Source organism: Agrobacterium sp. ST15.13.015 (assembly GCF_027871645.1).
Taxonomy (GTDB): Bacteria; Pseudomonadota; Alphaproteobacteria; order Rhizobiales; family Rhizobiaceae; genus Agrobacterium; species Agrobacterium leguminum.
In genome coordinates, this window is the sequence record NZ_JAQAHF010000001.1 from 45,484 (window position 1) to 66,157 (window position 20,674).

At 59.1% G+C, this 20,674-nt stretch carries 18 protein-coding genes and 1 tRNA gene; 13 read left to right on the forward strand and 6 right to left on the reverse strand.

What is annotated here, in order from left to right; all coding sequences use genetic code 11:
- Positions 1-13: 13 nt before the first annotated feature.
- Entirely contained in the window at positions 14-472 is a 459-nt protein-coding gene (locus PIB16_RS00215; protein ID WP_125145093.1) for a YbaK/EbsC family protein, read from the reverse strand.
- A gap of 470 nt (positions 473-942) precedes the next feature.
- Between PIB16_RS00215 and PIB16_RS00220 the strand changes: the two genes are divergently transcribed.
- Positions 943-1,152 carry a cold-shock protein gene (locus tag PIB16_RS00220; protein WP_003492998.1) on the forward strand — a complete coding sequence of 70 codons (210 nt, stop codon included), beginning with the start codon at positions 943-945 and terminating at the stop codon, positions 1,150-1,152.
- Between the two features lie 402 nt (positions 1,153-1,554).
- Here the strand turns inward: PIB16_RS00220 and PIB16_RS00225 are convergent, their stop codons facing one another.
- Together PIB16_RS00225 and PIB16_RS00230 are read right to left on the reverse strand one after the other, a co-directional pair.
- Positions 1,555-2,946, reverse strand: coding sequence for a dipeptidase (locus PIB16_RS00225; protein ID WP_078051457.1), 1,392 nt, complete (start codon positions 2,944-2,946; stop codon positions 1,555-1,557).
- A gap of 166 nt (positions 2,947-3,112) precedes the next feature.
- Positions 3,113-3,547, reverse strand: a complete 435-nt coding sequence (locus PIB16_RS00230; RefSeq protein WP_065654780.1) for a MarR family winged helix-turn-helix transcriptional regulator — start codon at positions 3,545-3,547, stop codon at positions 3,113-3,115.
- Positions 3,548-3,961: 414 nt separating this feature from the next.
- Between PIB16_RS00230 and polA the strand changes: the two genes are divergently transcribed.
- The 10 genes from polA (at position 3,962) to PIB16_RS00280 (ending at position 15,653) form a co-directional block, all read left to right on the forward strand.
- Positions 3,962-6,961, forward strand: coding sequence for a DNA polymerase I (gene polA / locus PIB16_RS00235; protein ID WP_271044963.1), 3,000 nt, complete (start codon positions 3,962-3,964; stop codon positions 6,959-6,961).
- A gap of 75 nt (positions 6,962-7,036) precedes the next feature.
- The gene (locus PIB16_RS00240) at positions 7,037-7,756 is read left to right on the forward strand and encodes a DUF1868 domain-containing protein (protein WP_174043763.1); all 720 of its coding nucleotides are present in this window, start codon (positions 7,037-7,039) and stop codon (positions 7,754-7,756) included.
- A gap of 192 nt (positions 7,757-7,948) precedes the next feature.
- Positions 7,949-8,134, forward strand: coding sequence for a 50S ribosomal protein L32 (gene rpmF, locus PIB16_RS00245; RefSeq protein WP_003507205.1), 186 nt, complete (start codon positions 7,949-7,951; stop codon positions 8,132-8,134).
- Between the two features lie 187 nt (positions 8,135-8,321).
- The gene (locus PIB16_RS00250; protein WP_271044770.1) at positions 8,322-10,124 is read left to right on the forward strand and encodes a sensor histidine kinase; all 1,803 of its coding nucleotides are present in this window, start codon (positions 8,322-8,324) and stop codon (positions 10,122-10,124) included.
- Positions 10,121-11,467, forward strand: a complete 1,347-nt coding sequence (locus PIB16_RS00255; protein ID WP_065654777.1) for a sigma-54-dependent transcriptional regulator — start codon at positions 10,121-10,123, stop codon at positions 11,465-11,467. Before PIB16_RS00250 ends, PIB16_RS00255 begins: the two co-directional genes overlap by 4 nt.
- 199 nt (positions 11,468-11,666) lie before the next feature.
- Positions 11,667-12,650, forward strand: coding sequence for a tripartite tricarboxylate transporter substrate-binding protein (locus PIB16_RS00260; protein WP_065654776.1), 984 nt, complete (start codon positions 11,667-11,669; stop codon positions 12,648-12,650).
- A 100-nt stretch (positions 12,651-12,750) separates the two neighbouring features.
- The gene (locus tag PIB16_RS00265; protein WP_065654775.1) at positions 12,751-13,212 is read left to right on the forward strand and encodes a tripartite tricarboxylate transporter TctB family protein; all 462 of its coding nucleotides are present in this window, start codon (positions 12,751-12,753) and stop codon (positions 13,210-13,212) included.
- Between the two features lie 9 nt (positions 13,213-13,221).
- A complete protein-coding gene (locus PIB16_RS00270) occupies positions 13,222-14,727 on the forward strand; it encodes a tripartite tricarboxylate transporter permease (protein ID WP_271044771.1) in 1,506 nt (501 codons plus the stop codon).
- Between the two features lie 148 nt (positions 14,728-14,875).
- The gene (locus PIB16_RS00275) at positions 14,876-15,088 is read left to right on the forward strand and encodes a SlyX family protein (protein WP_059759493.1); all 213 of its coding nucleotides are present in this window, start codon (positions 14,876-14,878) and stop codon (positions 15,086-15,088) included.
- 13 nt (positions 15,089-15,101) lie between these two features.
- Positions 15,102-15,653: a DUF924 family protein gene (locus PIB16_RS00280; protein ID WP_271044772.1), complete on the forward strand. Its 552-nt coding sequence runs from the start codon at positions 15,102-15,104 to the stop codon at positions 15,651-15,653.
- A 66-nt stretch (positions 15,654-15,719) separates the two neighbouring features.
- On the opposite strand, the gene dnaJ is transcribed toward PIB16_RS00280, so the two are convergent.
- From dnaJ to PIB16_RS00295, 3 genes are all read right to left on the reverse strand, one after another.
- A complete protein-coding gene (gene dnaJ, locus PIB16_RS00285; RefSeq protein WP_065114520.1) occupies positions 15,720-16,856 on the reverse strand; it encodes a molecular chaperone DnaJ in 1,137 nt (378 codons plus the stop codon).
- Between the two features lie 90 nt (positions 16,857-16,946).
- On the reverse strand, positions 16,947-18,848 hold the full coding sequence (gene dnaK / locus PIB16_RS00290) for a molecular chaperone DnaK (RefSeq protein WP_065654771.1): 1,902 nt from the start codon (positions 18,846-18,848) through the stop codon (positions 16,947-16,949).
- Positions 18,849-19,158: 310 nt separating this feature from the next.
- A tRNA-Ser gene (locus tag PIB16_RS00295) sits at positions 19,159-19,248 on the reverse strand.
- Between the two features lie 220 nt (positions 19,249-19,468).
- Here PIB16_RS00295 and PIB16_RS00300 point away from each other — a divergent pair.
- Together PIB16_RS00300 and msrA are read left to right on the forward strand one after the other, a co-directional pair.
- Positions 19,469-19,786, forward strand: coding sequence for a hypothetical protein (locus tag PIB16_RS00300; protein WP_003524345.1), 318 nt, complete (start codon positions 19,469-19,471; stop codon positions 19,784-19,786).
- Between the two features lie 74 nt (positions 19,787-19,860).
- Positions 19,861-20,511: a peptide-methionine (S)-S-oxide reductase MsrA gene (msrA, locus tag PIB16_RS00305; protein ID WP_271044964.1), complete on the forward strand. Its 651-nt coding sequence runs from the start codon at positions 19,861-19,863 to the stop codon at positions 20,509-20,511.
- Positions 20,512-20,674 lie beyond the last annotated feature (163 nt).

Consider the following 20,674-nt stretch of genomic DNA (forward strand, 5'->3'; position numbering starts at 1 on the left):
GATCAAATCGGCGTCATTGGCAGACGTCGACCCATTCCGCTCCCGTCAATTCGGCCATCACCTCCGGCGAAATCTTCACCGCCGCATTGGTGGCGCCGGCCGCGGGAACCACCTCATGATAGTTTTTCAGGGAGACATCGCAAAACACCGGAAGCAGGGAGGGCAGGCCGAAAGGGCACACGCCGCCGATGGGATGGCTGGTTACCGCCACCACCTCTTCCGGTCCGAGCATGCGCGGCTTTGCGCCGAAATGATCGCGGAATTTGCGGTTGTCGAGCCGCTTCGTGCCGGCGGCGACGACGAGAAGAATGGTTTCACCCGCTTTCAGGCAAATGGTTTTCGCAATCTGGTCGGGGTCGACACCATGCGCTTCAGCGGCCAGCGCAACCGTCGCCGAACTCGTTTCGGTTTCGATCACGGCGACCTCGGGCGACTTTTCGGTGAAAAAGGCTCTGACGGATTCGATAGACATGCGTATTTATTAGGCGTTACGCGGAGAAGCTTCAAGTCACCCCGAAACAGCTATGCATTTAGCGCAATGCTGCGCTGCGATGAAACGTCTGTTTTTTAAGCGGCGATCCTGTATCTTCAAATCATCGAAGCGACGCACTCCTCCTCCCAGCGTCGCCCGATTGGACTGACAATACTCCTCCTCCCAATTGTCAGTCAGTTTCAAGAACCCGGCGCACCTCCTCCCGCGCCGGGTTTTTGCTTTTTGGCGTTCCTGTTGTCTGTCTCGCTGCTGAACCCTGACAAGATGGTCGTGTTCAAAGAAACTTGACTTTCAGCCCCTTCCAACCTAGGTACTTCGCCATCGATATTTGTTTGACGACCAGAGCTTCGGCGTCTTTTTAGACGCTCACGACGATCTTTTCCTTCAAATTCGACCCAAGTCCGCACTGCTCGCAGTGCAAATACAATTGCCAACGGAAGGAAATCGTTATGGCGACTGGTACAGTAAAGTGGTTCAACGCAACCAAGGGCTACGGCTTCATTCAGCCTGACGACGGTTCGCAGGACGTATTCGTTCACATCTCCGCTGTTGAGCGCGCTGGTCTGACCGCCCTCAACGACGGCCAGAAGCTCTCCTACGAGCTGATGCAGGATCGCCGCTCGGGCAAGATGTCCGCAGGCAACCTCGTTGCTGCCTGATAAGCGCTTTGGCCCGAAAGGGTCATTCGTATGAATGGAAAGGCCGGATTTTTCCGGCCTTTTTCTTTTGCAGGAAGGGGCTGAACCGGTTGCCCTTGAAAAAGCCGGGTCACATACCAATATAGGGTTCAACAGTGCTTCGGACCGGAACTGCCGGGAATGGCGCTTTTAAAAGTGCCGCTGCTGTTGTGTTAACCAAAGATTAACCAAAGCAGCCGATCCTGAGCCGGAAGCAGCGTCGATATCTTTGACGCGCTCTGGAGCATCAGGCCGTTTGAACGCTTTGACCACGGATGTACTGGCATTGACGGAAAACGGATGGAAAGGTCGGGCTTGCCCGGCCTTTTTGTTTATGTGACGAGGAGGTGCCGAATATTCGGCACCTCCTCCTTATTTTCAGGATTATTTCGCCGCGAGCGCGTCGAGAATACGGACCCAGGAGCGAATGCCCTTGTGGAAGGACTGCAGGTCGTATTTTTCATTCGGCGAATGAATACGGTCATCGGTAAGTCCGAAGCCGACAAGCAGCGAATCCATTCCCAGCATCTTCTGGAAATCGCCGACGATCGGGATCGAGCCTCCCATGCCGATGACGACGGCAGGTTTCGGCCACTCTTCCGAAAGCGCGTTTTTGGCTTTGGTCAGCACGGGCGAATCGTAGGACAGCTGGATGGCGGGTGAGCCGCCATGTTCGTGGAACTCCACGGAGCAATCGGCGGGAATCTTCGAGCGCACATAGGCCCGGAAGCTTTCACGAATGGCCGCAGGGTCCTGCTCGCCGACGAGGCGGAAAGACACCTTGGCGGAGGCCTTGGCGGCGATCACGGTCTTGAAACCATCGCCGGTATAGCCGCCGATAATGCCGTTGACTTCCGCCGTCGGCCGCGCCCAGGTCTGCTCCAGCACGGAGCGGCCCTTTTCACCCGAGGGAACCGAAAGGCCGACTTCGCCAAGGAAGGCTTCGGCCGTGCGGCCCAGCGTTTCCCAAGAGGCCTTTATGTTGGCGGGGGTTTCTTCCACGCCGTCATAAAAGCCGGAAAGCGTCACCCGGCCGGTCTCGTCATGCAGGCCGGCGAGAATGTCGGTGAGGATGTGAATGGGGTTTGCCGCCGCCCCACCGAACAGACCGGAATGCAGATCGCGGTCGGCTGCGGTGATGACGACTTCTTCGCCGACCAGGCCGCGAAGGGCTGCGGCAATGGCGGGTGTATCCCGGTCCCACATGCCGGTATCGCAGACCAGCGCATAATCGGCCTTCAGTTCTTCCGCATTGGCTTCGAGGAAAGGCTTCAGCGACGGCGAGCCGGATTCTTCTTCGCCTTCAAAGAGAATGGTGACGCGCACCGGCAGGCCGCCATTGACAGCCTTGTACGCCCGGCATGCCTCCACGAAGGTCATCAGCTGGCCCTTGTCGTCCGCCGTTCCGCGTCCGGTAATCACCTGCCGGCCGGCGCCGATATCCTTGACCGCGGGTTCGAACGGATCGTTTTCCCAAAGCTCGAGCGGATCGACTGGCTGGACGTCATAATGGCCGTAGAAAAGCACATGCGGCGCGTCCTTGGTGGCCGCATCGTGATGCGCCACGACCATGGGGTGGCCGGCGGTATCGCGCACGGAGGCCGTAAAGCCGAGCGCCGAAAGCGTTCTGACCAGCCACTCCGCCGCCTTGCGGCATTCCGCCTTGTAAGCGGGGTCCGTCGAAATCGACGGAATGCGTACGAGCTCGAACAGTCGCTCAAGGCTGGAGGTGAGATTGTTGTCGGCGGTGGAAAGAATGGGGGAAACGTCTGTCATCGCTGATCCTGTCATGTCTGTCGTGACCCGGCGATAAGACGAAACATCCGGGCATCGCGCATCGCGGGAAACAAGGGGGCCGGCGCGTCGTGAATCGGCAAACGTGCGGCCGGCGGAACGATAGAGCAGTTCAGGGAAAGTGCGAAGCGGTTTCGGGATGTAAATGCTATTTCGCTTTTTTGGCGCTTTCGATCGCCCGGCGCATATATTCCAGCAGAAGCTGCCTCTCGAAACGCCGGAAATCCTGGAGCAGCGCGTCTTCGGTGGCTTCGGAGGCGGCAATGGCGTTGGCTTCCAGATCCCTGCCGCGCTGGGTCAGTTCGATGATCTGGGCACGGCGGTCGCTGGGATGGGATTTGCGGACGATCAGCCCGTCGCGCTCCATGCGTGAGAGCGTATTGGCGAGTGTCGCCTGTTCGACATCGATTCTATCCAGCAATTGCCGCTGGGTCAGGCCGTCCTCATGCCAGAGTTCGATGAGGATGGGGAATTGTCCGGGCGAGAAACCCAGGGCGGCGGCTCTTTTCTGCAGCGCCATGGTGAATTCCCGCGCCATTTTCGAAGCGAGATAGATTGCCGATTCGTCCCGGGAAAAACCCATTTTTCCGCCCATAAAGCACCACGGCCGGCTCAGCCCGGCAAGTCGATAGCGCGATATATATCGCATGATATGTTTAGGCCAGCCTAAACAGGGCGCAAAATAAAACCGCCACGGCCGGGAGGGGTCGGCCATGGCGGTCATATTGGAGGACAAAGGCCCGGAGAGGGGGAAAGGCCTTTGTCCGGTCTGACGCGGCGGGGGACGAGCCAGCTATCAGACTACGGCGTGATCAGGCGCCGTCCCTTATGAAATGTGTCTGCAAATGCGGCTTTTCAAGGGAAGGGCGGATTACAAATCGGTAACGTTCAGGTGAATTTTGCAGGCCTGTGGTACCGCCTCATTCCCCGCTCTTTACGGTGCGTTGTGCGAAGTTTCGGTAGACGTCAAAACGGCCCCGCGCTATCCATGCTACCCATGAAAAAAGGCGATCATCTCTTCCTCGTTGACGGTTCCGGTTTCATTTTCCGGGCCTTCCATGCAATCCCGCCGCTGAACCGCAAGTCGGACGGGCTGCCGGTCAACGCCGTCTCCGGTTTCTGCAACATGTTGTGGAAGCTGCTGAAGGATGCGCGCAATACCGATGTCGGCGTGACGCCGACCCATTTTGCGGTGATTTTCGACTATTCGTCGAAGACCTTCCGCAACGAGCTTTATGATCTCTACAAGGCCAACCGCACCGCGCCGCCAGAAGATCTGGTGCCGCAATTCGGCCTGATCCGTGAAGCGACGCGCGCCTTCAACCTTCCCTGCATCGAGACGGAAGGCTTCGAGGCGGACGATATCATCGCCACCTATGCCCGGCAGGCCGAGGCGATCGGCGCCGATGTCACCATCATCTCTTCCGATAAGGATCTGATGCAGCTCGTTACGGCCAATGTACACATGTACGACGCCATGAAGGACAAGCAGATCGGCATTCCGGATGTTGTCGAAAAGTGGGGCGTAGGCCCTGAAAAGATGATCGACCTGCAGGCGATGACCGGCGACTCGACCGATAATGTGCCCGGCATTCCCGGTATCGGCCCGAAGACGGCGGCGCAATTGCTGGAGGAATACGGCGATCTCGATACGCTGCTGGCGCGGGCGGGCGAAATCAAGCAGCAGAAGCGCCGGGAAAATATCATCGCCAATGCGGAGCTTGCCCGCCTTTCCAGGCAGCTCGTGGCGCTCAGAACCGATGTGCCGCTGGATCAGTCTCTCGAAGCGCTGGTGCTCGAACCGCAGAACGGCCCGAAACTGATCGCCTTCCTGAAGGCGATGGAGTTCACGACGCTGACACGCCGGGTTGCCGAGGCAACCGAAACCGACGCTTCCGCCATCGACCCTGCCAATGTGCCGGTGCAATGGGGTGCCGATGCCCATGGTCCCGATCTCGATGCGCCGGCCGCTGCCGTGAAGGCTGGCGAAGTGGCCGCTGATGCGACGGGCGCTGCGGCTTCGCCTGCCGCGCCGGCAAGGAAAGTAACGGGGGAGGGCAGCGCGCCCGCTGATCTCGCCACAGCGCGACAGGCGCTTTTTTCCGCCGCCAAGATCGATACGACCGCCTATCTGACGATCAGGGACCTTGCGACGCTCGACCGCTGGATCGCGGCGGCCCGGGAGACAGGCATCGTCGCCTTCGATACGGAAACGACCTCGCTCGACCCGATGCAGGCGGAACTTGTCGGTTTTTCTCTGGCCATTGCCGATAACGGCAAGGATGCCACGGGCACCGATATCCGGGCCGCTTATGTTCCATTGACGCACAAGACCGGTTCCGGCGGCGATCTCTTCAGCGATGGCATCAAACTGGCCGAAGGGCAGGTGCCATTTGCCGAGGCGCTGGAGCGTCTGAAGGACCTCCTTGAGGACGAAGCCGTTCTGAAGGTCGCGCAAAACCTGAAATATGATTATCTGCTGATGAAACGCCACGGCGTCGTCATGCAGAGCTTCGACGACACGATGCTGATTTCTTATGTCCTCGAGGCCGGCAAGGCCACGCATGGCATGGATTCGCTGTCCGAACGCTGGCTCGGCCACACGCCGATCGCCTATAAGGACGTGGCGGGATCGGGCAAGTCGAGCGTCACCTTCGATTTTGTCGATATCGACAAGGCGACCGCTTATGCTGCGGAAGATGCAGATGTCACCCTGCGGCTCTGGATGGCGCTGAAGCCGAGGCTTGTCTCGGAACGGCTGACCAAGGTTTACGAGCGGCTGGAGCGCCCCCTCGTGCCGGTTCTGGCACATATGGAAGAGCGCGGCATCGCCGTCGACCGGCAGATTCTCTCGCGTCTTTCCGGTGAACTCGCCCAGAAGGCCGCGTCCTTCGAAGAGGAAATTTACGAGCTGGCGGGCGAGCGCTTCAACATCGGATCGCCAAAGCAGCTCGGCGATATCCTGTTTGGCAAGATGGGCCTGCCGGGCGGTTCCAAAACCAAGACCGGGCAATGGTCGACATCAGCGCAGGTTCTCGAAGATCTCGCGGCGGAAGGCGTCGAACTGCCGCGCAAGATCGTCGACTGGCGGCAGCTGACGAAACTGAAATCGACCTATACGGATGCACTGCCCGGATATATCCATCCCGAGACGAAACGGGTGCATACGTCCTATGCGCTCGCCTCCACCACCACGGGGCGTCTGTCCTCCTCGGAGCCGAACCTTCAGAACATCCCGGTTCGCACCGCCGAAGGCCGCAAGATCCGCACGGCCTTCATCACCACGCCAGGACACAAGCTTCTGTCGGCTGATTACAGCCAGATCGAGTTGCGCGTGCTTGCCCATGTCGCCGATATCCCGCAGCTTAGAAACGCCTTCGAAAACGGCATCGACATTCATGCCATGACCGCTTCGGAAATGTTCGGTGTGCCTGTCGAAGGCATGCCGTCGGAAGTGCGCCGCCGCGCCAAGGCCATCAACTTCGGCATCATCTACGGCATTTCCGCCTTTGGCCTCGCCAACCAGCTCAGCATCGCCCGCTCTGAAGCCGGCGACTATATCAAGAAATATTTCGAGCGTTTTCCCGGAATTCGCGATTACATGGAGGCGACCAAAGCCTTCGCCCGCGAAAACGGCTATGTCGAAACGATTTTCGGCCGCCGCGCGCATTATCCGGAAATTCGCTCTTCCAATCCTTCGGTAAAAGCCTTCAACGAACGCGCGGCCATCAACGCGCCGATTCAGGGCTCGGCCGCCGATATCATCCGCCGGGCAATGGTCCGCATCGAGCCTGCGCTGGAGGCCGAAAAGCTTTCCGCCCGCATGCTTTTGCAGGTGCACGACGAACTCATCTTCGAAGTCGAGGAAGCGGAAATCGAAAAGACCTTGCCGGTCGTCGTCTCCGTTATGGAAAACGCGGCCATGCCCGCAATTTCCATGAGGGTGCCGCTCAAGGTGGATGCCCGTGCCGCTGACAATTGGGATGAGGCGCATTGATCGGTCACTGACCGGCGGATGTCATTGCTTTGTCGCGTGCGGGGACTAGGGGAAACGTCTAAAAAGGAGTTTCCCATGCACGCCCCGCTCGTCTCCAAAGATCTCGGCTATATTTCCGCCGCCAACCACGATCAGCCGCCGCGCCATCTCGGCAGCCGCTTCAACGCGGATGGCGAGTTTCTGCCCGACTCGGGCAACACGGTCGTCTGCCATCTTGTCGAGGGATCGCAGACTGAAAAGGCGATCATTGCGACCCGCCAGCGTTTTCTGGATATGGCCGAGGCGCCACAGCTCGCCTTCACCCCTATTTCCAGCCTGCACATGACGGTATTCCAGGGTGTCAACGATTTGCGGCGCATGTTTCCCTATTGGCCAAGCGACATGCCGCTCGATGCGTCGGTCGATGCGATGACGGACTACTATCACGACCGTCTTTCCGCCTTTCCAGCTTTGCCGGCCTTCAACATGCAGATTACGGGCCTGCGCCCGGTGGGACTGGTGATGAAGGGCGCAACCGCCGAGGACGATCGGATCGTGGCTCTCTGGCGGGATACATTCGCCGATTTCTTCGGCTACCGACATCCTGATCATGACACTTACGAATTTCACATCACCCTGTCCTACATCATCCGCTGGTTCGAGCCGGAGTGCCTGCCGCGCTGGCAGGCGATGCTCGACGCGGAACTGGAAAAGCTGCGCGCCGCAGCGCCGGTCATAGAGATGCGGCCGCCAGCTTTCTGTGAATTTAAGGACATGAACCACTTCAGGGAGCTTATCGTTTTCGATAAGCTGTGAGCCGTGATATGCGATGCCTGAGGGCAGCTCGCCGCGCTGATTCCGTTGAATCGGAAAAAATGCGCGTCAGGGCTGGTCAAAGCCCGTTTGGGCATGTATAAGCGCGCCAAATTTCCGATATCGAGACATCCGACATTCGGCCTTTGGTTCTGGCCGGTTCCGTTGTTTCGCCGCTTAAGTGGAGTAACAAAAATGGCTGTACCAAAAAGAAAAACAAGCCCGTCCAAGCGCGGTATGCGCCGCTCGGCTGACGGTCTCAAGTCTGCGACCTACGTTGAAGACAAGAACTCCGGCGAACTGCGCCGTCCGCACCATATCGATCTGAAGACCGGTATGTATCGCGGCCGTCAGGTTCTGACGCCGAAGGAAAGCGCATAAGCTTTTCTGAAATCATCTTTGCAAAAAACCGGTCCTCGTGGCCGGTTTTTTGTTTTCAGGACCGTCCACCTGCCTTTTCCGCTCACTTGGAAAATTCGGCCACTCCTCCTACACTCTTTCAGGGAGAGCAGGTTTCGATGCCTGCAACAGGAGGGGAGCTTCGGTGAAATATCGCTGGATTTTATTGATGCTTCTCAGCCTCGGTCTTGGTTACGGCGCCGTGACGAGAGGTGGCGGCATCATAGCGGAAAGCTATTTCGGCGAAATGTCCGAGCAGGGCCGCACGACGCTGCGGCTGGCCGTCTCTGCTCTCGGCGGGCTTTTGAACCGTTACGAGCCGCTGCCGGCCCTGATTGCGGATCATGACGACATTGAGGAGCTGGTCGCACATCCCAAGGATACCGAACTGCGCCAGCGCGCCAATATCTACCTCAAATCCATCAACACCCTGCTGGAATCCTCCGATATCTACATCATCACGCTGGATGGGGAGACCATCGCCGCCAGCAACTATGATGGTCCAACGAGTTTCGTCGGTGAGAATTTCAGCTACCGTCCCTATTTTCAGGATGCTGCCAAAGGCTTCCAGTCACGCTTCTTCGCGCTTGGCACCACCTCCCACAAGCGCGGTTATTATTTTTCAGCGCCCATTCTCTTCAACGAGGAGATCAAGGGCGTCATCGTCTTCAAGGTTGATATTGAAGGCATAGAAGCGTCATTCGGCGATGGTGAGAACCGAATTCTGGTATCGGACCCGGAAGGCATCATCTTCATGACCGGAACGCCGCAATGGCTTTATTCCGGCCTGATGCCGCTGACACCCGAAAGGCTGGCGCGAACCGAGGCTTCCCGCCGCTACGCCAATGCCACCCTTAAGGAATTGCCCCTGAAAAACGGCAATTTCGGTTCGCATCAGCTGATGACCATCAGCCAGGATGACGGTGAAAGGGAATATATGGTCCTGTCGCAGCCGATGCCGGACGCGGGCTGGACAGTCAGCGTGCTGATGGACACGGGTTCGCTCCGAACGCAGGTGAAGACGGCTATGATAGCCATCATCCTCTGCCTCTGCCTGGCGGCCGCCCTCATCGCCGCCATGCTGCAGAGGCGTCGTCGTCTGCGGGAGCGCCTGACCCATCAGGCGGAGGCGCAGGCGGAGCTGGAACGCCGGGTGGAGGAGCGCACGGCCGATCTGGCGCGGGTCAATCAGGAGATCGAGCACGAAATCGCCGAACGCCGCCAGACGGAAAAACAATTGCGCAAGATGCAGAACGATCTGGTGCAGGCGGGCAAGCTAGCAGCGCTCGGGCAGATGTCGGCAGCGTTGTCGCATGAGTTCAACCAGCCGCTTGCAGCCGCCAAGAATTACGCTGAAAACGCCTCGCTTCTCGTGGAGCGGGGACGGCTGGAGGAGGTGACGGAAAACCTCAGGCGCATTTCGGGCCTTATCGACCGTATGGCCTCCATCAGCAAGCATCTCAGGAATTTCGCCCGCAAGCCCAATGAAAAAATGGCCGCGGTAAGTCTTGAAGCCGTCCTTCGCGATACGCTTGAAATCGTCGGTGCACGGCTGAAGGCCGCCGATGCGGTGCTGGATGTGGATCTCGGCCGGGTGCCGCTTGCCGTGAAGGCCGGCCCGGTGCGGCTGCAGCAGGTGCTCGTCAACATCATCTCCAATGCTGCCGATGCGGTGGAGGGGCGGGAGGATCGCCGCATTGCGCTGCGTGCCGTGCAGCATGGCCAGTCGGTGTCGATTTTCATTCGTGATCGCGGTCCGGGCGTGCCGGCGGCAATTTCAGAACGCATTTTCGATCCTTTCTTCACCACCAAGGGCGTGGGACGCGGCCTCGGTCTTGGCCTGTCCATCTCCTATAACATCATCAAGGACTTTGGCGGCCAGCTCCGTGTCAGAAACCATGACGAGGGCGGGGCTGAGTTCGATATCGAATTGCCGGCCGCCGCCTGGCGCGTGGAGGCTGCTGCGGAATGACCATGTCGCGGGTTCTGTTGATCGATGACGAGGAAGAATTGCGCTTTTCCACCGCGCAGGCGCTGGAGCTTTCCGGTTTTGCCGTCACCATGCTCGCAAGCGCGGAACATGCGCTCGAACTCATCGGCTACAGCTTCGACGGCGTCGTGGTCAGCGATATCAGGATGCCCGGCATGGATGGCATGACGCTGCTGCAGAAGGTGCGGGAGCTCGATCCTGAAATACCTGTCATCCTGATGACGGGCCACGGCGATGTGCAGCTCGCGGTCAACGCCATGCGCAACGGCGCGTATGATTTCATCGAAAAGCCGTTCACGCCGCAATATCTCGCCGGTATCATCAAAAGGGCGAATGATCGGCGGGCGCTGGTACTGGAAAACCGCCGCCTCAAGGCGGTGGCGGGCAAGCATGACGATCTCGAAACGCGTCTGCCCGGCAGAACCCAGATCATGGTCGATCTGCGGTATCGTATCCGCGCCATCGGCGCGACGGACGCCGATACGCTGATCGTCGGTGATACGGGCGCGGGCAAGGAGGTGGTGGCGCGGGCGCTGCACGATATCAGCGCCAGAGCCAACCGGCCCTTCGTGGCGATCAATTGCGCCGCCCTTCCGCAGACACTGATTGAAAGTGAACTATTCGGCCATGAGGCCGGTGCGTTTCCGGGAGCGCTGCGCCCACGCTACGGCAAGTTCGAACATGCTCGCGGCGGCACCATATTGCTGGATGAGATCGGATCCATGCCCTTCGAATTGCAGGGCCGCTTCCTGCGTGTCTTGCAGGAACGGGTGATTACCCGTCTCGGCTCGAATGAAACGGTCGAACTCGATGTCCGTTTCATCGCCACCAGCAAGGTCGATCTGGAACAGGAAGTCGCGGCTGGCCGGTTCCGCGCCGATCTTCTTTATCGGCTCAACGTGGCGACACTTCTCGTGCCATCGCTCTCGCAGCGCAGCGCAGATATACCGCTACTTTTCCTGCATCTCGTGCGGGAAGCCGCTGCCCGTTACGGGCGGGAAGACACTGACGTGCCGCAAAGTCTGCTTTCGGCCGTCTCCCTGCGTGAATGGCCGGGCAATGTTCGTGAATTGCGCAATGCCGCAGACCGCTTCGTTCTCGGTCTGGAAAGCGATGTTTCCGAAGCCTCGCTGCCGTTTCAGGATGACGGAAAAGCGGCCCTTTCCGCACGGGTCGCGGCTTACGAAAAAAGCCTGATCGCACATGCGATCGCCGCACATGGCGGAAATCTGAAATCCGTTTATGAGAATCTCGGCATTTCGCGCAAAACGCTTTACGAAAAAATGCAGAAATACGGGCTGCAGCGGCACATGACCGAGGTCTGATGGGTGGATTTCCACCCATGGATGAGCCCCTATGGGTAGAAATCCACCCATTGCTGTTCAGGGACAGCAATAAAAGCGCACCTCCCGACAAGACTGCCATTGCTGAAGGGCGATCCCGGATCGCAAATATCTCACCCCGGTCGCCATGGAGGAGCATGCGCGGCTGAAGTGGCGAACATTTTCATCCGGGAGGAAATCGATGAAAATACTGAAGACAGTCACCGGCCTTGCTGCTGCCGCTGCCGTTTCCCTTTTTGCGCTGTCCGCATCTGCTCAGAACTATCCGGAGCGCAACATCACCATGGTCGTGCCCTTTGCCGCCGGCGGCCCGACGGATACGGTTGCGCGCCTTGTCGCTGAATCCATGTCGAAGGACCTTGGCCAGCAGATCATCGTCGAAAATGTCGGCGGCGCAGGCGGCACGCTGGGTGCTGGCCGTGTTGCATCGTCCGATCCGGACGGCTACACCGTTCTTCTCCACCATATCGGCATGGCCACCAGCGCCACGCTCTACCGCAAGCTCGCCTACGACACGCTGAACGCCTTCGAATATGTCGGCCTCGTTACCGAAGTGCCGATGACCATCCTGTCGCGCAAGAACCTCGAGACGACGGATCTGAAAGGTCTGATCGAATACGCCAAGGCGAACAAGGACAAGGTCACCGTCGCCAATGCCGGCATCGGCGCTGCCTCGCATCTGTGCGGCATGCTGTTCATGAGCGCCATCGAAACCCCGCTCGTCACAGTCCCTTACAAGGGTACGGGCCCGGCCATGACCGATCTGCTCGGCGGCCAGGTAGACATCATGTGCGACCAGACCACCAATACCACCAAGCAGATCCAGGGCGGCACGGTGAAGGCCTATGCCGTAACCACCGCCAAGCGGCTGGATGTGCTGCCTGATGTGCCGACAGTCGTTGAAGCGGGTCTGCCGAAACTCGAGGTCGGCATCTGGCACGGCATTTACACGCCTAAGGGCACGCCTGCCGAAATCAATGAAAAGCTCTCCAAGTCGCTCCAGGCCGCGCTGAAGGACAAGAATGTCGCGGCCCGGTTCGCCGAACTCGGCACGACGCCTTCCCCGGAAAGCGACGCGACGCCCGCAGCGCTGAAGGCCAAGCTCGAAAGCGAAATCGCGCGCTGGAAGCCGGTCATCGAGTCCGCCGGCCAATACGCCGACTGATGAGCAACGGAATGACCGGCGGCGCTATGCCGCCGGTTTTCTGCTGTCGTTTTAACGCGCGGAACGGTGTGTCGCTGGCCGCAGTGGAGGGGCATCTTTCATGAAGTCGTTTTTTATTGACCCTGCCGAAGCAGCCTGCGGGGCAATTTTCATCGGTTTTGGCGCTTTTTTCGCCTTGCAGTCCTACGGGCTTGATTTGGGAACCACATTCCGCATGGGGCCGGGTTACTTTCCGCTCGTTCTCGCCATCGTCTTGATCCTGCTTGGAAGCGTCATATTTCTTCGCGCTACCCGGGTGCAGGGAGACGCCATCGGAGCCATCGCCTGGCGGGGTATTTTTTTCATTCTGCCCGCACCCATCTTTTTCGGCCTCACGGTCCGGGGACTTGGTTTCGTACCGGCACTGTTTTTCAGCGCCCTCATCGCAGCCTTTGCCTCGCACAAGATGAGCCCGCTGATGGCCGTTGCCATTTCCGCGGCCATCACGGTCTTTTCCGTCGCAGTGTTCAACTACGGTCTCGGGCTGCCTTTCCAGCGCTTTGGCCCATGGCTTAACTTTTAAGGTGCCGTGATGGAGCTGTTCAATAATCTCGCACTCGGTTTTTCGACGGCGTCGTCGCTGGAAAACCTGTGTTTCTGCCTCATTGGTGTGCTGCTCGGCACGCTCATCGGCGTGTTGCCGGGCATCGGCGCAACGGCCACCATCGCCATGCTGCTGCCGATCACCTTCCAGCTGGAGCCGGTCTCTTCGCTGATCATGCTCGCCGGCATCTATTACGGCGCGCAATATGGCGGTTCCACCACCGCAATCCTTATCAACATGCCGGGCGAATCCTCCTCCGCCGTCACTGCCATCGATGGGTATCAGATGGCGCGCAAGGGCAAGGCGGGCGCCGCACTCGCCATTGCCGCCATCGGCTCGTTCTTCGCCGGCACGGTTTCCACCTTCCTCGTGGCGATTTTCGCTCCGCCTCTGACGGCGATTGCGCTTGAATTCGGCGCGGCGGAATATTTCTCGCTAATGGTCGTCGGCCTCGTTTCTTCCATTGCGCTTGCCCATGGCTCCATCGTCAAGGCGCTGGCCATGGTGGTGCTGGGCCTGCTGCTGGGTTTGGTCGGCACCGATATCTATAGCGGCACACCGCGTTTCACCCTCGGCATCCGCGAATATGCCGACGGTCTGAACTTCGTGGCCGTGGCCGTCGGCGTCTTCGGTATCGCCGAAATCCTGCGCAATCTCGAAAATGAGCGCACCCGTTCGGTGCTGATCGCCAAGGTCAGCGGCCTGATGCCGACACGGGAGGATTTCAGGAAAATGATCGCGCCGGTGCTGCGCGGCACGGTCATTGGTTCCGCTCTCGGCATTCTTCCGGGCGGCGGCGCGATCCTTGCGGCCTTCGCTTCCTATACGGTGGAAAAACGCGTCTCCAAGAACCCGGAAGAATTCGGGCATGGCGCGGTTGCCGGCGTGGCCGGTCCGGAATCCGCCAACAATGCCGGCGCCCAGACGTCCTTCATCCCGCTGCTCACGCTGGGCATTCCCGCCAATCCGGTGATGGCGCTGATGATCGGCGCGATGATCATTCAGGGTATCGTGCCAGGTCCGAACGTTGCGACTGAACAGCCGGCGCTGTTCTGGGGCATCATTGCCTCCATGTGGATCGGCAACCTGATGCTCGTCATCCTGAACCTGCCGCTGATCGGGCTATGGGTAAAGCTTCTGACGGTGCCCTATTATGTGCTGTTCCCCATCATCATGGCCTTCTGCGCCATCGGGGTCTACAGCGTCAATTCCAACGTCTTCGATCTCTATGCCGTCGCCTTCTTCGGCTTCATCGGTTACGTGCTGGTGAAACTGCGCTGCGAGCCGGCGCCGCTGCTCCTGGGCTTCGTGCTTGGGCCGCTGCTGGAGGAGAACCTGCGCCGCGCCATGATCCTGTCGCGCGGCGATCCGACCACCTTCGTTACCCGGCCGATCAGCGCCACCCTGCTCTTCATTGCTCTGGCCGTGCTGATCGTCGTCTTCCTGCCCAGCGTGAAGAAGAAGCGTGAGGAGGTTTTCGTAGAAGAAGACTGAGGAAAGCCAAGAACTCGGATGCCGGCGATGGAAACATCGCCGGCTTTTTCCGTTTCTGGATCGCCGTGACGAATTCGCTTCACCAAAGCGACATATGGTTGACTCAGGTGCTTTTAGGCCCAAGGAAGGGCTGGAAAGAGAGGTCGATATGACGTCGGAAACCGAAAAAAGGATCATCGCGCTCGAGGAGACGGCCGCGCATCAGGCGAAGGTGATAGAGGAGCTGTCCGATCAGCTGGCGGAACAATGGAAGGTGGTGGAGCAGACCCGCGCCAAGCTCGACCGCCTGACGGAGAGGTTCCTGAGCCTGGAGGAACAATCGCTGGACGCGCCCGCGATCACTCGACCGCCGCATTATTGACAGGGAAGAGCCAATGAAAAACGAAACCGCCGCGCTGGCCGCCGATATCGTCGATTTCTGGAAGAAGGCCGGACCGGACAAGTGGTTCGACAAGGACGCGGCCTTCGATAACCACTTTCACGACCGTTTCCGCGATGCCCATTTTGCTGCCGCCAGACGCGAATTGGACAAGTGGCTGGAGGGTGCGGAAAGCAGTCTCGCGCTGATGCTTCTGCTGGATCAGTTTCCGCGCAACTGCTTTCGCGGCACCGCTCACATGTATGCCACCGACCCGCTGGCGCGGCTCTTTGCCGATGAGGCCATCCGCCGCGGGCATGACCAGGCGGTGGGCGAGGATTTGCGCGTTTTCTTCTACCTGCCCTTTTCCCATGCGGAGGATATCGCCGCCCAGCGGCGTGCCTGCGACCTGAACCAGCCGCTTGGCGGGCTTTATCTTCATCATGCCGAAGAGCATCGGGATATCGTCGAACGTTTCGGCCGCTTTCCGCATCGCAACGACATATTGCTGCGGGAAACGACGCCGGAGGAACGGCAATATCTGGAAGAAGGCGGCTTTTCCGGCTGAGTCGGAAATGAAAACGCCGCCAGTCCCGAAGGATGGCGGCGTTCTTAAAGCATGGGGCGGCGACAATCAGCCGTCGAAGAATTCCTTCATCCGGGCGAAGAAGCCCGTGGATTCCGGATTGTTCTCCTTGGAGGAGAGCTGCTCGAACTCCTGCAACAGCTCGCGCTGACGCTTGCTGAGTTTCTGCGGCGTTTCGATCTGAATCTGGATATAGAGGTCGCCCGTCTGCGCCGAACGCAGAACCGGCATTCCCTTACCCTTCAGACGGAACTGTTTGCCCGGCTGGGTTCCTTCCGGAACCGTAACGCGCGATTTGGTGCCGTCGAGCGTCGTGACGTCGAAGGTGCCGCCAAGTGCTGCCGTCGTCATGGAGATCGGTACGGTGCAATAAAGGTCGGCGCCGTCGCGCTGGAAGAATTCATGCGGACGCACGGACAGGAAGATATAAAGATCACCCGCCGGGCCGCCACGCATGCCGGCCTCGCCTTCGCCCTGCAGGCGAATGCGTGTACCGTCCTCGATGCCCGAGGGAATGTTGACGGAAAGCGAACGCTCTTCCGTTACACGGCCCTGACCGTGGCACTTGCTGCAGGGATCGGAGATCGTCTGCCCGCGACCATGGCAGGTCGGGCAGGTGCGTTCCACCGAGAAGAAGCCCTGCGCCGCGCGCACGCGGCCGGAACCTTGGCAGGTGGCGCAGGTCTTGGGCTGCGTGCCGGGCTTTGCACCCGAACCGGAACAGACATCGCAGGTGATCGAGGTCGGAACCCTGATCTGCGCCGTCTTGCCGGTGAAGGCCTCTTCCAGCGTGATTTCCATATTGTAGCGAAGGTCGGCGCCGCGCTCGCGTCCGCCGGAAGAGCGGCGCGCACGGCCACCGCCCATCATCTCGCCGAAGATGTCTTCGAAAATATCCGAGAAGCCGCCATTGGCGAAACCGCCGCCGCCAAAGCCGCCACCGCCGCCCATGCCGCCATTTTCAAATGCGGCGTGGCCGAAACGGTCATAGGCCGCGCGCTTCTGCGGGTCCTTCAGCGTTTCGTATGCTTCGTTGATTTCCTTGAATTTCTGCTCGGATTCGGCGTTATCCGGGTTCTTGTCCGGATGGTACTTCATCGCGAGTTTGCGGAAGGCGCTTTTCAGCTCTTTTTCGTCCGCGGTCTTGCTGACGCCAAGTGTTTCGTAAAAGTCTGCTTTCGCCATTAAGATAACAAGCCCCGCAAATGGATTTCCGGCTGCACGTCGGCAGCCGGATGTCTTGCATATGGTGTGAGGAGTCGGGAAGTCGCGCTATTATGCGGACTTCTTATCGTCCTTGATTTCTTCATAGTCGGCGTCGACGACGTCGTCCTTGCCTTCTGCAGAAGCATCGCCGGCCTCGGCCTGCTGCGCTTCGTAGATGGCCTGACCGAGCTTCATGGAAACTTCCATGAGGGTCTGGGTCTTGGCCTGAATGTCGTCTGCGTCAGGCTCAGCGGCTTCGACAGCGGTCTTCAGGGCGGCAATGGCGTCTTCGATCGCCTTGCGGTCGGTCTCGGAAACCTTGTCACCATATTCCTTCACCGACTTCTCGGTGGAGTGGATGAGGCTTTCGGCCTGATTCTTGGCTTCCACACCCGCACGACGCTTCTTGTCGGCTTCGGCATTGGCTTCGGCGTCCTTCACCATCTTCTCGATGTCCGCGTCGGAGAGACCGCCGGAAGCCTGGATGCGGATCTGCTGTTCCTTGCCGGTGCCCTTGTCTTTCGCCGAAACCTGCACGATGCCGTTGGCGTCGATATCGAAGGTTACTTCGATCTGCGGAACGCCACGCGGTGCCGGCGGCAGGCCGACGAGGTCGAACTGGCCGAGCAGCTTGTTGTCCTGCGCCATTTCGCGCTCACCCTGCGAGACGCGGATGGTCACGGCCGACTGGTTGTCTTCGGCGGTCGAGAAGGTCTGGCTCTTCTTGGTCGGGATCGTCGTGTTGCGATCGATCAGACGGGTGAAGACGCCACCGAGCGTTTCGATGCCGAGCGACAGCGGGGTCACGTCGAGCAGCAGAACGTCCTTGACGTCGCCCTGCAGAACGCCGGCCTGGATGGCAGCGCCCATGGCGACCACTTCATCCGGGTTCACGCCCTTGTGCGGCTCCTTGCCGAACAGCTGCTTGACGACTTCCTGCACCTTCGGCATGCGGCTCATGCCACCGACGAGAACGACTTCATCGATCTCGGAAGCGGAAACGCCGGCATCCTTGAGCGCTGCCTTGCACGGTGCGACGGTGCGCTGCACCAGATCGTCCACCAGGCTTTCGAACTTGGCGCGGGTGAGCTTCAGCGTCAGATGCTTCGGACCGGAAGCGTCAGCCGTGATGAACGGCAGGTTGATTTCGGTCTGCTGCGAGGACGAAAGTTCGATCTTCGCCTTTTCGGCAGCTTCCTTGAGGCGCTGCAGGGCGAGCTTGTCGTTCTTCAGGTCGATGCCCTGATCCTTCTTGAACTCGCCGGCCAGATACTCGACCAGACGCATGTCGAAGTCTTCACCGCCAAGGAAGGTATCGCCATTGGTGGACTTCACTTCGAAGACGCCGTCGCCGATTTCCAGAACGGAAATATCGAAGGTGCCGCCGCCAAGGTCGTAAACGGCGATGGTCTTGCCGTCCTTCTTGTCGAGGCCATAGGCGAGTGCTGCCGCAGTCGGCTCGTTGATGATGCGCAGGACGTCCAGACCGGCGATGCGGCCGGCATCCTTGGTTGCCTGACGCTGGGCGTCGTTGAAGTAGGCAGGAACCGTGATGACGGCCTTCTCGACCTTTTCGCCGAGATAGGATTCAGCCGTTTCCTTCATCTTCTGAAGGATCATCGCGGAAATCTGCGAAGGGGAATAGGGCTTGTCCTGCGCCTTCACCCATGCGTCGCCATTGTCACCCTTGACGATTTCAAAGGGGACCAGAGCCTTGTCCTTTTCGACGGTCGGGTCTTCATAACGGCGGCCGATCAGGCGCTTGACCGCAAACAAGGTGTTGGTCGGGTTGGTGACCGCCTGTCGCTTGGCCGGCTGGCCGACAAGGCGCTCGCCATCGTCGGAAAATGCCACCATGGACGGCGTGGTACGCGCGCCTTCCGCGTTTTCAATTACTTTCGTGTCCTTGCCGTCCATCACTGCGACGCAGGAGTTGGTCGTGCCAAGGTCGATACCGATTACTTTTGCCATGCTCTTCTCTCCTTGAAGCGAGTTGCCGGAACCCCGTGAGGCATTCTTGTGGCAACTCCTTGACTTGGATTTGCAGCCTTCGCTGCTGTTATGCGGCGTATATAAGGAGCGATTTTTCCTGCTGCAAGGCGCAAGACAGGGGGAAGCGCAGCAAAAAAAGCGCAGGAAACCCCTGTCTGTGCAGAAGCATAGCCATCACGGCTTGCGGAAGCGGGAAAACGCGGCTCGGCTTATACACGGCGCTGCCGGTCGGCATCGCGGCGAGCGACCCGTTGAGACTGGCTTTTAACGGTATCGGGGTGAGGTGAAATGGCGGACAGGGTGGGATTCGAACCCACGGTACGCTTTCACGCACACACGCGTTCCAGGCGTGCGCCTTAAACCACTCGGCCACCTGTCCTTTTTCAAATCTGCATGTTTTGAAGAATGCAAATCACTGGAACGGCGCGATATATACCGATGAATTCGCAGGGATCAACACGAATCTGACAGTTTTTTGAAATGTCGGCAATTTCCTGTGTTCCGATGCGATTGCAAACCGGTTTTCCCGCCTTTATCGATGCAATATAGATTTCAAAATATGGCTGCCTGACCGGCAGATCGTAAACGAGGTGTCCCTGATGAAAGCTTTTTTGCGGTTTTTGAGCTTTCTTTTCCTCGTGGCGGCGGTTTTTCTGGGTGTGCTCGATTCGGTCCGCTCGGTTTCCACCTCCTCGGTCAACATCACCGGCATCCTGTCCGTCTGGAACTATCTGCTTCCTGCCTCGCGCACCATGGTGGAAGCGGCCATGGCTCACTATATTCACCCTGAAGCGTGGCGCTTCATTGAAAATGCCCTGTCGGCGGTGCCCGCATTTGCCGTTTCCTTGGCGCTTTCCCTGCTCTGCTGGATGGCGGGTTACAGGAAACACAAGGCGATGAGACGTTTATCGGCCTGACTTGTATCTGTCGAAATGGGCGCCCGCAGACGTGAACCATGAGAAGCGGCGGAACTGGCCGCATGGAGGACCGAATGTTCCTGTTCGATACGCTTTCAAAAAAAACGACGATGCCGACAGAAGAAACCGCCTTGCCCGGCCGTGAAGAGGCCCTTGCGGTGCCGGAAGCCCATTTCGTCAATGGCCGGCCCTTGAAGGGGCCTTATCCGGACGGACTTGAAACCATCTATCTCGGCATGGGCTGCTTCTGGGGTGCGGAACGGTTGTTCTGGAAAACGCCGGGCGTGTGGGTGACGGCGGTGGGTTATGCCGGCGGCTTCACCCGCAACCCCACCTATCAGGAGACGACGACGGGCCAGACGGGCCACGCCGAAGTGGTCAAGGTTGTCTACGATCCGGTCGTGATCTCGCTCCCGGGCCTGCTGAAGATATTCTTCGAGGAGCATGATCCGACACAAGGGATGCGGCAGGGCAACGATGTCGGCACGACCTACCGTTCCGCCATTTACGCGACGACGGAAGGGCAGTTGCAGCAGGCGCAGAAGGCGAGCGATGCTTTTCAACAGGCTTTGGACGAGGCCGGCCATGGCAGCGCCATCACCACCGAGATCGGGCCGCTTGAAAAGTTTTATTACGCTGAAGACTACCATCAGCAATATCTTGCCAAGAACCCGGGCGGCTACTGCGGCCTGAGGGGAACCGGCGTAAGCTGCAATATCGACTAGATTTTTTGCAGGTCGCCCCGGTGGAAAGACCAAAAAAGCGCCAGAATAAAGTTTTTCCACCGGGTCAAAAAAACCGGATGAATTTTTCATTGAGCCATGCAAGGATATGAGGCAAGCACAGCCGGGAAAACGGCTGGCGGTTCCGCAGACATTCCCGGTCAAC